Consider the following 12,989-nt stretch of genomic DNA (forward strand, 5'->3'; position numbering starts at 1 on the left):
ACCTACAGCGCGCACAGATACAGCTGAGTCTCAATATGTCAGGCAACTGCTAGGCTCAGCGTGGCTTGGGCTAGACGCCTTGTAACGACATATAACAAAAAAGAATATAACTTTTGTTTTAACAACTAACAGTACGGGTTAGGGTGTCCCACCTTTTTGACGATTCGATGGAGAGCGACCTTGCCTCTGCGTAGCACTTTCACGCGTTTCTTTCAGTTGGAAGCTGCCAGCGGTCTGTTATTGATCGCTGCGGCCATCCTGGCGCTGATTATCAACAACTCGCCACTGTCGTGGCTGTATACCGGCCTGCTCGACACCCCGGTGGTGGCGCAGATCGGTGCGTTGAAAATCGCTAAACCCCTGCTGCTGTGGATCAACGACGGTCTGATGGCGATGTTCTTCCTGCTTATCGGCCTGGAAGTGAAGCGCGAAGTCCTCGACGGCCAACTGTCAAAGCCCTCGCAAATCGTCCTGCCCGGCGCGGCAGCGATCGGCGGCATGCTGGTACCGGCGCTGATCTACTGGTTCCTCAACCGTGACAACCCGGCAGCCCTTGATGGCTGGGCGATTCCGACCGCGACCGACATCGCCTTCGCCCTCGGCGTATTGGCCTTGCTCGGCAAGCGTGTGCCGGTATCGCTGAAACTGTTCCTGATGACCCTGGCGATCATCGATGACCTCGGTGCCATCGTGATCATCGCGATCTTCTATTCCGGCGAACTCTCGACCCTGTCGCTGGGCCTCGCGGCAGCGTGCATCGCCGCGCTGGTGGCGATGAACCGGCTCGGGGTGGTCAAACTTGGGCCCTACATGATCATCGGTCTGATCCTCTGGGTTTGTGTACTCAAAAGCGGAGTGCACGCGACGCTGGCCGGCGTGACGTTGGCCTTCTGCATCCCGCTGCGCACGAAAAACGCCGAGCCGTCGCCGCTGCTGACCCTCGAACATGCGCTGCACCCGTGGGTGGCCTACGGCATTCTGCCGCTGTTCGCCTTCGCCAACGCCGGCCTGTCGCTGACCGGTGTGACCGTAGAAAGCTTCACCCATCACGTGCCGATGGGCATTGCGGTCGGCCTGCTGCTGGGCAAGACCGTCGGTGTGTTCGGTCTGACCTGGCTCGCGGTCAAAACCGGCATCGCCGCCCTGCCCCAAGGCGCCAACTGGGGCCAGGTCATGGGCGTAGCGATCCTCTGCGGCATCGGCTTCACCATGAGCCTGTTCGTCGGTTCGCTGGCCTTTGAGCCCGGCGTGAGCGACTACGCCGGGATGGACCGGATGGGCATTTTGACCGGCTCGATTCTGGCGGCGTTGATTGGTTATGCGGTGACGGCGGCGGCGAGTCGCCGGAGCACTCTGCAAAACGTCTGAAACGCTTCATAGAAAATCAAAGCCCTTCTCTAGAGAGGGGCTTGGCTCTGAACCTTCTCAGCACCGTTTCCGGAGTCACCTATGTCACGTAAAGCAGAAAAACACCCAATGACGGACGATCAGATTTCCGTTCAGGAATCGCGGATTCCTGAGATCGCTCGGAAGGCATTCAGCAACGCTTATAAGATTGCGCTCGCCAATGGCGCTGCAGTCCTCGTGGCTAAAGGTGGTCACCTGTTTGAAGTGACAGCCGAGAGCTCTGTTGCTATGCGCGCACTCGGTGACTACGGAAACCTGAAACGCGGAACTCGCCTGCACATCAACAAATCCTTAAAACAGGTTACTTGTTGAGCACACCGAGAATATGGATAGTCGCAGGCCGAACGACTCAGGAAAAAGACTTCAATCAAAAAATCCCCCCACGTTTGCTTGGAATTGATACACAGCGACTAATCCCCACGTCGTTAGAGACGCGTCCTACAGCCACCATTTTCCTGCTTCGTTAACGTTGCGCAGCCCTTTGCGAAGGGCTGTCGATGGATGAACGAAAGGACGATCAGTGGCTGGCAACAAGGACATTCCCCGGGTTCAAAACCCACCGCAAGGCGACGGGCATCACGTCACTTACCGCTACATGTCGGCCACTGAACTGGCCGAACGCGACGCCAGACAAAACGCTTACGACGCCATGCTGGCGCGGCAGGAGGCTTTCGAGCGCAGCCGTGAGGTAGCGGTCAAAAAAGCCGATCCCATTCGGGCTGGCTGTGTATTTGCCAAATCCTGCAAATTGCCGGATGCGATCATCGATTACTCCAATCCTTCGGGGATGGTGCCGACCGACAGCCTGAAGGATTACGGCGACCTGATCCTGCTGGGCGCGCGGGAGGCTGATGAAAGCGGCGGCGTCCCTCTCAAGAAAATCGGTGCAGCAGCCATTCCGGCCGGGTTTGGCAGTCTGGCGTTGGCGGGTTCGGTGTTTGAAACACTGCCCGCTGCTGTATCAAGCGCGGCTGTTGCACCTTTGGTTGGTTTGGTTGCGCTGTTCATGCCCTCGAGTCTTGGTGACAGCGCGCTCTATACCGACGATCAACTGCGTGGACTTGAACAGGCGCGAACCCGTGTTCGACTGAGGATCGAACAGCAGGCCGACGGCAGCCTGAAGGGCTACGGCTTCTACACCGGCAAGAATCGCGATTGGGAAATGGTTGATGTCGTGCAGTTCAAGTTGCGTGACAGCCAGTTCATTGCTGACTTGGGCGAAGGTGTGGAACTGATCTGGACGCCGGCTGTGGATGGCTCCGACATCCTCGGCATCCCCGCGCTGGAGGCTGCACCGCAAGCGCCGCATATCTGGGTGTATCCGCCGACGAGAGCGGCGGATGGAATTCTGGTAAATCCGGTTTATCCGCCGGATTATCGGGATTTTATTCTAGTGTTTCCACCAGGCTCATTGGTTCGGCCGATTTATATCGTTGTCAGTCGGGCTAGAGACCACGCTTACTACGGCCACCCAAAAACACTTCCTGCGTTCCCCGATGCGATTAGAGTGAAGTCAAAGTCATCGGTTCAAGGTGGCGGAAAGCAGCGAGCACGCTGGGTCGACCGCAAAGGTCGAATATATGAGTGGGATTACAAAAGTAATGCTGTAGAAAAATACGACAAACTGGGAACGACTCATTTGGGTGAGTTCAATCACCTGACAGGTGAACAAACCGGGCCAGCAGAGCCAGATAGAAAAACCTCGAGAAATTAAGGACTGACATATGCTCTACCTTTCCATAACCGGCTTCTATCCTGATGACGTCCAAGATAATTCAATGCAATTCGAGCTGGACGTCACCGGCAGCGAAATGAATGAAAAGGTCGCACAACTGATCGAGTCCAAGCCCTTGAACGAACTGGAGCCCGGCGAGTTAATGTTGAGCTCGGATCAGATAACTGCGCTGGAAGTTCTTCTTAACGTTAGCTTCCCGAAGGGACTAGAGTACTTCATGGGAACATGCGCCGATTATTGACTCACCTCGCTGTAAGCAATAAAAAACCCCCGACCAGTCACCTGATCGGGGTTTTTCTTTACCCTGAATTCCGCTTAGTGCGAAACGCGGCTGGTCCCGCCAACGGTGGAGATGCGCACGCGTTCGCCAACGCGGAACACTTCGTTCTCCTGAACCTGCTGCACATAGGCACGCATGCTGCCGTCGTCTTCACGCACGGTGATTTCCACGCCTTGGGTACGGGTCAGACCTTCTTCGGTTGCCGAACCGATCAGGCCGCCCGCCACTGCACCGATGACCGCAGCAACGATGCTGCCCTTGCCGCCGCCGATGGCGCTGCCGCCGACGCCACCCACCGCTGCACCGGCGATACCGCCGATCGGGGTTTTGGTGCCTTCGATTTTGACCGGACGCAGGGATTCGATGGTGCCCATGCGAATCGTCTGCACGCGACGCGCTTCGTCACGGGAGTAGGAGTCACCGGTCAGGCTCGATTGGCAGCCGGTAAGCAACATCGCCATCGTGGAAAAGGAAGCAACCAGCAGAACAGACTTACGCATAGCATCAACTCCAAAGGAACATATATTCATTAAACTCCGCTGCTTGACGCCTGTCACGACGCAGCCCGGATAAATTGGCTTTCATTCAGGCGCGGTACAGACGCCCGCAGCTTTCCCTGACATAGCCCCTACAGTAGCGCCAAATGACCGATTCTGCGCCACTGACACCAAGGATTTTCATGGATTACTTCATCATCGTCGTCACCACTGTCGCCGGTTTGTACTTCCACGGGTGGTTGTACGTGCGGATCAAACGCTGGATGGATCGCGATCTGGCGTTGTCGCTGGCCGGCAAGGACGAAGACAAACGCGCCTTCATGCTCGAACAGTTGGCGAACGCGCAGGCGCGGAAAATCAAGCGCCGGGATCTGCCGAAGTGGCTTGAGGCCGCTGCGGCAGGCTATCCCGCTCGGTAGACTGCTTAGGGTGCCAGACGTTCAAGAATCCAGTCGGCGCCCTGCACACGGTAGTTGAGGCGATCGTGCAGACGGCTCGGACGGCCCTGCCAGAACTCGATGCGCTCAGGCAGCAAACGGTAACCGCCCCAGTGTTCCGGGCAGTCGGGTTGCGTGTCGGAGAAACGCTGCTCGGTGGCCTTGAGCAAGTCTTCCAGCTCAGCGCGCCCGTTGATCACCCGGCTCTGCGGTGATGCCCAGGCGCCGAGGCGGCTGCCCAGTGGCCGCACCTGATAATACGCATCGGACTCTTCAGGCGTGACCTTCACTACCCGCCCTTCGATGCGCACCTGACGCTCGAGGGTTGGCCAGAAGAAGGTCATCGCGGCAAACGGGTTGGCCGCCAGGTGCTGGCCCTTGGCGCTGTCGTAATTGGTGAAGAAGGTGAAGCCCTGCTCGTCCAGGCCTTTGAGCAGCAGAATGCGACAGTGCGGTCGCCCATCCTTGTCGACCGTGGCCAGGGTCATGGCGTTGGCTTCCACCGGTGCCTGTTCGGTTTTCACCGCGTCAGCGAACCATTGGTGGAACAGCGCAAACGGCTCGGCCGGGGCTTGCGCCTCCGTCAAACCATCCCGGGTGTAATCACGACGCATATCTGCCAGAGCCTGGGTCATGGCGCATTCCTTTTCGTTAGCGGATCACTTCTTGGTGGTATCGGCTGCGGCGACTTTCTTGTCGGTCGCGGCGGCTTTGGCTGGCACGGTCTTCTTCGCTGGAGCCTTGGCCGGGGCCTTTTTAGCTGGGGCCTTGGCAGCCGCTTTTTTCACCGGAGCCTTTTTGGTTGCCGGAACAGCGGCTTTTTTCGCGGCAGGAGCCGGAGTGACCGGTTTGGCGGCTGGCTTCACGTCCTGTGCCGCAACCATGGTCACTGGCTTCGGTGCAGGCATGTTGTATTTGCTCAGCAGGGCAACCATGGTGTTTTGCGGGGTCACCAGCAGTTCAACACGACGATTCAACGCACGACCTTCAACACTGTCATTGGCCGCACGCGGTGCTTCGGAACCCATACCACGCAACATCAGGCGATCACGCTGCAAGCCGCTGAGGCGGAAGATCGCGGCAACGGCCTGGGCACGTTCCTGACTCAATTTGATGTTGGCCGGGGCGGCACCGGTGGTATCGCTGTGACCGAGTACCAGCACGGCGGTTTTCGGGTCGGCTTCAAGGATTTTCGCCACGCGGGTGAACGGGCCGAGGGTGACCGGCAGCAGCATGGCCGGGCGATCCGGGTTGAATGAGCCTTCGACCGGCGCCGTCACGACCAAGACGTTTTCACGGCGCTCGAGTTGCAGGTTGCTGTCCTTGACCGCTTCACGCAGGCGCGGCTCATAGTCATCCAGCCATGCTTGGGTGACTTTCGGGTCCGGCATTGGCACAGCTTGAGTGGTCGGCTGATCCTTGCCGCCGAACGGCCACCACCACTTGCCGCCAGTGTCGGCATCAGCCTTGGCCACGGCGACCGGCTTCTTGGCTTCCGGCGCTACTTCCGCCTTCATGTCAGCCTTGGCAGCTTCATCATCGGAACCAAACGGCCAGTACCAAGGGCTGCTGCTTTCAGTCTTGACCACTGGCGCAGTGGCCGCAGGCTTCAGCGGTGCCGGAGCCGGAGCCGGAGCCGGCTCTTTTGCCGCCACTTTGTCAGAAGAACCGAACGGCCACCAACTGCCGCCGTCCGCATCGTTTTTTGGGGTCTGTGCGCAACCGGTGATCGCTACACACAGGGCCAGGGCGAGGGTCTTTTTAGATGACATTGAAAATCCACAAAATGAAGTAATGAAAAATCAGAGCACTTTCGCCCGGATAAACAGCCGTTTTGAATCGAAAATCACGCCGAGGTTCCGACCCTGGAAACTCGATTGAGGTTTTACAGACAAGTGGCAAGCACCCGTGCGAGCTGCTGCGCGCGCGGATCCATCAAGACGTACGGCCCAAGGGTATTTGTCACAAATCCGAAGGCGACATCATGCTCAGGGTCAGCAAAACCGATGGAACCGCCCGCGCCTGGATGGCCAAACGCCTTGGGGCCAAGGCCATAAGTGGCGTTGGGCACGTCCGGTTGGTCGAGCATGCAACCCAGACCGAAACGGGTGCGGGTCAGCAACGTCTTGTCTTCGCCGAGGCTGTGTTCGCGGGTCAGCTCCTCGAGCATGTCGCTTTCAAGCAGACTGCCATCGAGCAGGCCGGCATAAAAACCGGCCAGACTGCGTGCGTTACCGTGGCCATTGGCCGCCGGTTGCTGCATGCGGCGCCACTCCGGTTTGTTGGTGCTGGTGAGCACTGACGGCGGATTGGTGAAAGCGCGGGTGGTCATCGCGGTCGGTTCGCGCAGGGTCACTTGCAGCAGACGTTGGGCGGCGGCATCGCCGGCATTGCCCTTGCCGCGAGCGATGTGTGCCACGCGGTGGAATTCTTCGTCAGCCAGACCAATGTGGAAATCCAGGCCCAACGGCTTGGCCACTCGCGCGACGATCGATTCGCCCGGCCCACGACCGTCGGCACGACGCAGCAATTCGCCGATCAGCCAGCCATAGGTGATTGCGGCATAACCATGGCCAGTGCCCGGCGTCCACCATGGCGCTTCGGCCGCAAGGGCATTAACCATGGTTTGCCAGTCGTAAAGGGTTTCAGGCGCCAGCAGTTCACGCAGCGCCGGCAAACCGGCCTGGTGACAAAGCAATTGGCGCAGGGTGACGGATTCTTTGCCGGCAGCGGCGAATTCCGGCCAGTAGCGGGCGACCGGAACATCCAGTTGCAACTTGCCTTCGGCGACCAGTTGCAGCGCGGTGACGGCGGTAAAGGTTTTGGTGCAGGAGAACAGGTTGGCGATGGTGTCGCTGTGCCAGGCTTCAGCACCATCCTTGTCGGCGGTACCGGACCAGAGGTCAAGGACGGTTTCTCCACCGACCTGAATGCACAGGGCTGCGCCGCGTTCCTGGGGATCGTCGAACAGTGCGGCGAAAGCTTCGCGCACCGCTTCGAATTGAAGCTCGTAATGTCCCTGAATCTGCACCCGCAACTCCCCCGCGAAAACGCTCTACAAAGTGGCCCGCATTGTTCCAGCCCCAGAGGGATTTGGGAACAGCTGCGGGCCGGACGGTTATTTCAGACATTTCGCTTAAGCGGCTGACGCCTTCGCGAGCAGGCTCGCTACCACAGGGGATCTCTTATGCTGCCAAGATCCAGTGTGGGAGCAAGCCTGCTTGCGAAGAACGATAACGCGGTGCCTAAGGACTCAGTGACCATTCCCCGAATGCCCACCCGCATGCCCTGCCCCGGCGCCCTTGCCAGCCTCACCCTTGCGGCCACCTTCAGCTTCATGCACCGGCGCCTTTTGCGCTTCCTGACCTAGCTGATCGATCGCCTGCAAATTACTTTTTCGCACGGTTTCCACAAAACCCTGATATGGCAGATCGGTCACGCCCACCAGACCAAAGTGACCATTCTCACCATCGAGCAAACGCCCGGTCACCGGCTGATCCAGATACTGAAACCAATGCACGCCAACAATCGACGGTTCACTCAGCGCCTGCTTGAGGAAATTGGCGTACGCCGGGCCGCGATCTTCTTCCTTGCTCAGTTGCGTCACGCCGCCCCAGAACGGGCCGCGATCGGCCGAGCCGAAATTGAACTCGGTGATCAATACCGGTTTGTCCAAAGCGCCGAGTGCGGCAAAGTCATAACCGTCCTGCGGCTTCAGCGTGTACATGTTGAAGCTCAGCACATCGCAATACTGCGCGCAGGACGCCACGGCTTCCGGGGTGCTGATGGCGAAACGGCCGCCGAGCAGCAGTTGGTTCGGCGCGTGCCATTTCAGCGAGTCGGAGATGGTTTTGAAGTAGGTATCGGCGAAGACCTTCTGGAAGTATTTGAAGTCCGCCTCGATTTCCGGGTGCTCAGGACTTGGCAGCGGTGGCACGAAACCCGGGTCTTCCATCAACTCCCACGCCGGCAGATCAATGCCCCACGCCTTCGACAGCCCCGCCTGATTGCGATACTTGTCGCGCAACTGCTTGAGGAACGCCCGTTTCGCCGGCACGTCGGTGGTCATTTTCAAGGTGCCGTAAGCCAGCGCGTAGCGGGATTTCGCATCATCGCCAGGACCGGCCCACGCCAACTCGTTGTCTGCGTAATAGCCGATCAGCCATGGATCGTCGCGGTGATCTCGGGCGGCAATGGCCACGGCGCGCTCGGTGGCCATGGCGAAACGCGGATCGAACGGATCCGGCATGCCGCCCCACCAGTCGTTGCCGGTGCTGATGCTGGTGTAATCGCCGACGATCGACAGCGGCAAGGTATACGGCACGCGTTCGGCATCAGCCAACTCAGGTGCACTCCAGTTGCCGACCGTGTTGAAACCCCAGGCTTGCAGACGATCAAGCGTGTGGCTGGCCCACTGTTGCTCATCGACAGTGGCCTTGCACGGCTCGGCAGTTTTTTCTGTGGTTGCTTGTACCGTTTCAGTCTTGGCTGCTTCAGCAACGCCGGATTTCGGCTCAGCAGGCACAGCGGCAGGCTCAGCGCCTTTCACCGCAGCGGTTTCCGCGGCTTGCGTCTTCGCCGCTTCAGCGATCCCGGATTTACTCTCAACGGCCGGTTTGCACGGCTCACCGTAGACACGCTGCAAGTTTGCGCCGTAGAAGTCGTACCAGCGCCCGTTACCGTAACCCCGGCCCTGATCGGCGCCGTTGCCACCACGGTTGTCGCCCTCGCCAAAATGTTTGGCCAGTGGTTCATCGGGTTTCGGTAGCGATTCGAACATGTACTCGCGACCGGCGACGTACGTCTGGTTGACGTCCGGGCTGACGGTATTCACGCCCAGCGAGTAAAACGGATGCCCTTCAGGCGTGACCAGATACCAGCGGCCGTCACGTTTTTCAGTGCGGAAGAAACCGCTGGCCTTGAACGCCGGGCCTTTGCTCCAGCCACCGAACTTGTCCAGCGAGGACTTCTCGCGCTCGGCCAGCCAGGTTTTCAGCTGTTGCTGTTCCTTGGCGGCGGCGGATTTCAGTTGTTCGTCACTAGCGACTTTTTCCGGCCACTTGCTGCGGGTCGATTGCCCGTAAGCGTCGACCAGATTGCCGTAGACGGCTTGGGTCACGGCATCGCCGTCCTGCACGCCGAAACGTTCGAGCAACAAGCTCTGCGCGACTTTCGGCTGATCCATCGACAGGCTCACCGAAACCACCTGACTGCGATCCAGCTCACCGCTGCTGCTGGCCAGCAACACGCGCTGACCATCGACGGTCATCGGCATCGGTGGCCCGGCCTTCATGCCTTGGCTCAGCGGCGTCGAGGCCACCAGCGGCACCAACAGGGTTTGCGCCGGGCCGGCCGGCAGGTCGACGCGACTGATCAGCGTCTGGCCATTGTTGCTCTGGATTTGCACGTAGACCGTCACGGCCCAGTTCATCGCGCTCTGCAGGCGCAGGCTCATCATGCCCGACTGCGACCAGTCCCACGCGCCGGTCTGCGGCGCCAGGCGCAAGGTCGGCCGCGCCACCGGGTTGAACGTCACGCGGCGCAGCACTTCACCTTCCGGGGTTTGTTCAGCGTTGGCTTGCGGCAGATCGGCGTTTTCAGTGGTGACTTTGACCACGTCGGCGGGACGCACAAAGTTGAACAGGGTCTGCTGACCGGCAGGCGCTGCCAGCAACGGGGCAGCGAAGATCAAGGCGAATACGGCAGGCAACGAACGGCGGATCATAAGAACGGAGTTCTCCCTAACAACCAACTAAGGCCAATGGAAAAGCATGGCAGAGAGATAGACAACGCGGCGGGCAAAACTGCCCACCGTTGTCTCAGGATATTTCACGACGGAACGGCGGCAGCGCATTGAGGATCGCCTTGCCGTAGCGCTGGGTGACCAGTCGCCGATCGAGCAAAGTGATGGTGCCGCGGTCTTCTTCGGTGCGCAGCAGACGCCCGCAGGCCTGAACCAGTTTCAACGAGGCGTCGGGCACCGAGATTTCCATGAACGGATTGCCGCCGCGGGCTTCGATCCACTCCGACAACGCCGCTTCGACCGGATCATCCGGCACCGAGAACGGGATCTTGGCGATCACCACGTGCTCGCAGTACGCGCCCGGCAAGTCGACACCTTCGGCGAAACTGGCCAGACCGAACAGCACACTGGAATCTCCGCCATCGACCCGCGCCTTGTGCTTGTTCAGGGTTTCCTGTTTCGACAGGTTGCCTTGAATGAACACTTGCTTGCGCCAGTCGCGGTCGAGGCCGTCGAACACGTCCTGCATCTGTTTGCGCGAGGAGAACAGCACCAGCGTGCCGCGCGAACCTTCGACCAGATCCGGCAACTCACGGATGATCGCCGCCGTGTGGGCGGCGGCATCGCGCGGATCGGCCTTCAGATCCGGCACGCGCAACACACCGGCGTCAGCATGGTGGAACGGGCTCGGCACGACAGCGGTGACGGCTTTTTTCGGCAGACCGGCGCGCATGCGGAAGCGGTCGAAAGTACCCAGCGCGGTCAGGGTTGCCGAGGTCACCAGACAGCCGTAGGCGACGTTCCACAAGCTGCGGCGCAAGGTTTCCGCCGCCAGAATCGGGCTGGCGTTGACCTCGATGTCGAACAGCGAACCGCTTTCGGCCAGGGTCAGCCAACGCGCCATCGGCGGGCTGTCTTCCGGGTCTTCGGCGGTAAATGCGCTCCACAACTCCCAGTTGCCCGAGGCGCGGGACAACAGGCTGCCGAACAGCGGATACCACTCTTCGGCCTGATTGCTGGCGATGCCGATGTTGACCTCGCCGTCCATGCCTTCCTTGAGCAAGTCAGTCAGGCGCGTGAACAGGTCGTTCAAACGCGAGAAGCCCTTTTTCAGCTCGATGCCCATTTCGCGCATGTGCTCGGGAATCACCCCGGCGACGAACCGATGACGCGGGCGCTCACGGCCCTCGACGTCTTCACCGGGCTTGAAATCGGCGACTTGTTCGCAGGCGCTGAACATGAACTGCTGTTGGGCCTTGATCTCCCGCGCCAGCTCCGGCACTTGTTCGATCAGCTTGCCGAGATCGCCCGGCAACGGATGCTGGGCGAGCAGTTTGGTGAGGTTCTTGGCGGTGGTTTCCAGCCAGTCGGCAGTGGAGCGCAGGCGCGTGTAGTGGGCAAAGTGACCGATCGCCTTGTCCGGCAAGTGGTGGCCTTCGTCGAACACGTAAATGGTGTCGCGCGGATCCGGCAATACCGCACCGCCGCCCAAGGCGAGGTCAGCCAACACCATGTCGTGGTTGGTGACGATGACGTCAACCTTGCCCATGCCTTCGCGGGCCTTGTAGAAGGCGCACTGGCCGAAGTTCGGGCAATGACGGTTGGTGCACTGGCTGTGATCGGTGGTCAGGCGCGCCCAGTCGGCGTCTTCCAGGGCATTCGGCCAGCTGTCACGGTCGCCGTCCCATTTATTGCCGGCGAGCTTTTCGATCATGCTGGTGAACAGCTTCTGACTGGCCTCATCGACCTCGATCTTGAAGCCTTCTTCTTCGAACAGCTGTGCGGTAGCGGTTTGCGCGTGGCCTTCCTGCAAGAGCATGTCGAGCTTGGACAGGCACATATAGCGGCCACGGCCCTTGGCCAGGGCGAAGCTGAAATTCAGCCCGCTGTTGCGCATCAGGTCGGGCAAATCCTTGTAGACGATCTGCTCTTGCAGGGCCACGGTCGCAGTGGCAATGACCAGGCGCTTGCCAGCGAGTTTGGCGGTCGGGATCGCGGCCAGGCTGTAGGCCACTGTCTTGCCAGTACCGGTGCCGGCTTCCACCGCAACAATTGCGGGGTCGCCACTGCGCCGGCCTTCGTCGTCGGTGTCGATATCCCCGAGGACTTTGGCGATTTCAGCGATCATCAGGCGCTGGCCGTAACGCGGCTTGAGGCTCTTGGCCTCTAGAAAACGCGAGTAGGCGCCCTGGATCGTGGTTTTGAGTTCAGTGCTGATCATGGATTGTCGGGCGCAAAAAACGCTGGATAAATTTTCAGTGGTTTCGGATGGCGGCTATCATACCCCGCTAATTAATCCCGCGCAGAACGGAGTGCCCCAATGACACCTTTTAGCCTCGTTTACCCCCTGCATGTGCTGTCCGCCCTGGTCTGGGTCGGCGGCATGTTTTTCGCCTGGATGGTCCTGCGCCCGGCGGCTGTGAAGGCCCTCGACGGCCCTGCTCGCCTGACCTTGTGGGTGGAAGTGTTTCAAGGTTTTTTCCGGTGGGTCTGGGTCGCGGTGATTCTGCTGCCGATCAGCGGCGTGGGCATGTTGCATTTGCAGCAGGTCGGGTTTGAAACCGCGCCGAAATATGTGCAGGTGATGATGGGGCTGTACGTGGTGATGACGGCGCTGTTTATCCGCATTCAGGGGTTGATGCTGCCAGAGTTGCGCAAAGCGGTGGAAGCGAAGGACTGGCCGACGGGTGCGGCGGTGCTGGGGCGGATTCGCCGGGTGGTGGGGCTTAACTTGATTGTCGGGTTGGTGCTGGTGGCGATTGCGGCGGCTCGTCCGATGATTTGAAGATCGGGGATTAGATCAAAAGCCCCTCACCCTAGCCCTCTCCCGGGGGAGAGGGGACTGAATGGGGGATATTGAAGAAATACCCCGACTTGAGATATCGGCTCT

The 12,989-nt window shown here is 59.8% G+C and carries 12 protein-coding genes; 6 read left to right on the forward strand and 6 right to left on the reverse strand.

Features of this window, described 5'->3' with window-relative positions:
* Positions 1-180 precede the first annotated feature (180 nt).
* The 4 genes from nhaA to A8O26_RS21720 all read left to right on the forward strand — a co-directional run bounded on the left by nhaA (position 181) and on the right by A8O26_RS21720 (position 3,383).
* Positions 181-1,368, forward strand: coding sequence for a Na+/H+ antiporter NhaA (gene nhaA / locus A8O26_RS21705; protein ID WP_064119790.1), 1,188 nt, complete (start codon positions 181-183; stop codon positions 1,366-1,368).
* Positions 1,369-1,449: 81 nt separating this feature from the next.
* Complete coding sequence (locus A8O26_RS21710) at positions 1,450-1,719, forward strand: hypothetical protein (RefSeq protein WP_064119791.1); 270 nt, start codon at positions 1,450-1,452, stop codon at positions 1,717-1,719.
* Positions 1,720-1,927: 208 nt separating this feature from the next.
* Complete coding sequence (locus A8O26_RS21715; protein WP_064119792.1) at positions 1,928-3,121, forward strand: S-type pyocin domain-containing protein; 1,194 nt, start codon at positions 1,928-1,930, stop codon at positions 3,119-3,121.
* Positions 3,122-3,131: 10 nt separating this feature from the next.
* The gene (locus tag A8O26_RS21720; RefSeq protein ID WP_064119793.1) at positions 3,132-3,383 is read left to right on the forward strand and encodes a pyocin S6 family toxin immunity protein; all 252 of its coding nucleotides are present in this window, start codon (positions 3,132-3,134) and stop codon (positions 3,381-3,383) included.
* Between the two features lie 74 nt (positions 3,384-3,457).
* Here the strand turns inward: A8O26_RS21720 and A8O26_RS21725 are convergent, their stop codons facing one another.
* Positions 3,458-3,922 carry a glycine zipper 2TM domain-containing protein gene (locus tag A8O26_RS21725; protein WP_008086349.1) on the reverse strand — a complete coding sequence of 155 codons (465 nt, stop codon included), beginning with the start codon at positions 3,920-3,922 and terminating at the stop codon, positions 3,458-3,460.
* A 179-nt stretch (positions 3,923-4,101) separates the two neighbouring features.
* Here A8O26_RS21725 and A8O26_RS21730 point away from each other — a divergent pair, with 179 nt between their 5' ends.
* Positions 4,102-4,338: a hypothetical protein gene (locus A8O26_RS21730; protein ID WP_064119794.1), complete on the forward strand. Its 237-nt coding sequence runs from the start codon at positions 4,102-4,104 to the stop codon at positions 4,336-4,338.
* Between the two features lie 5 nt (positions 4,339-4,343).
* Here the strand turns inward: A8O26_RS21730 and pdxH are convergent, their stop codons facing one another.
* From pdxH to dinG, 5 genes are all read right to left on the reverse strand, one after another.
* Positions 4,344-4,991 carry a pyridoxamine 5'-phosphate oxidase gene (pdxH, locus tag A8O26_RS21735; protein ID WP_064119795.1) on the reverse strand — a complete coding sequence of 216 codons (648 nt, stop codon included), beginning with the start codon at positions 4,989-4,991 and terminating at the stop codon, positions 4,344-4,346.
* Between the two features lie 24 nt (positions 4,992-5,015).
* The gene (locus tag A8O26_RS21740; RefSeq protein ID WP_064119796.1) at positions 5,016-6,128 is read right to left on the reverse strand and encodes an OmpA family protein; all 1,113 of its coding nucleotides are present in this window, start codon (positions 6,126-6,128) and stop codon (positions 5,016-5,018) included.
* Positions 6,129-6,241: 113 nt separating this feature from the next.
* Positions 6,242-7,387 carry a serine hydrolase domain-containing protein gene (locus A8O26_RS21745; protein WP_064119797.1) on the reverse strand — a complete coding sequence of 382 codons (1,146 nt, stop codon included), beginning with the start codon at positions 7,385-7,387 and terminating at the stop codon, positions 6,242-6,244.
* A 222-nt stretch (positions 7,388-7,609) separates the two neighbouring features.
* Complete coding sequence (locus A8O26_RS21750; protein ID WP_064119798.1) at positions 7,610-10,081, reverse strand: beta-galactosidase; 2,472 nt, start codon at positions 10,079-10,081, stop codon at positions 7,610-7,612.
* Positions 10,082-10,175: 94 nt separating this feature from the next.
* A complete protein-coding gene (dinG, locus tag A8O26_RS21755; RefSeq protein ID WP_064119799.1) occupies positions 10,176-12,320 on the reverse strand; it encodes an ATP-dependent DNA helicase DinG in 2,145 nt (714 codons plus the stop codon).
* 99 nt (positions 12,321-12,419) lie between these two features.
* On the opposite strand from dinG, the gene A8O26_RS21760 reads away from it, so the two are divergent.
* A complete protein-coding gene (locus A8O26_RS21760) occupies positions 12,420-12,884 on the forward strand; it encodes a DUF2269 family protein (protein ID WP_064119800.1) in 465 nt (154 codons plus the stop codon).
* The last annotated feature ends 105 nt before the right edge of the window (positions 12,885-12,989 follow it).

This window comes from Pseudomonas fluorescens, from assembly GCF_001648775.1.
GTDB lineage: Bacteria > Pseudomonadota > Gammaproteobacteria > Pseudomonadales > Pseudomonadaceae > Aquipseudomonas > Aquipseudomonas fluorescens_M.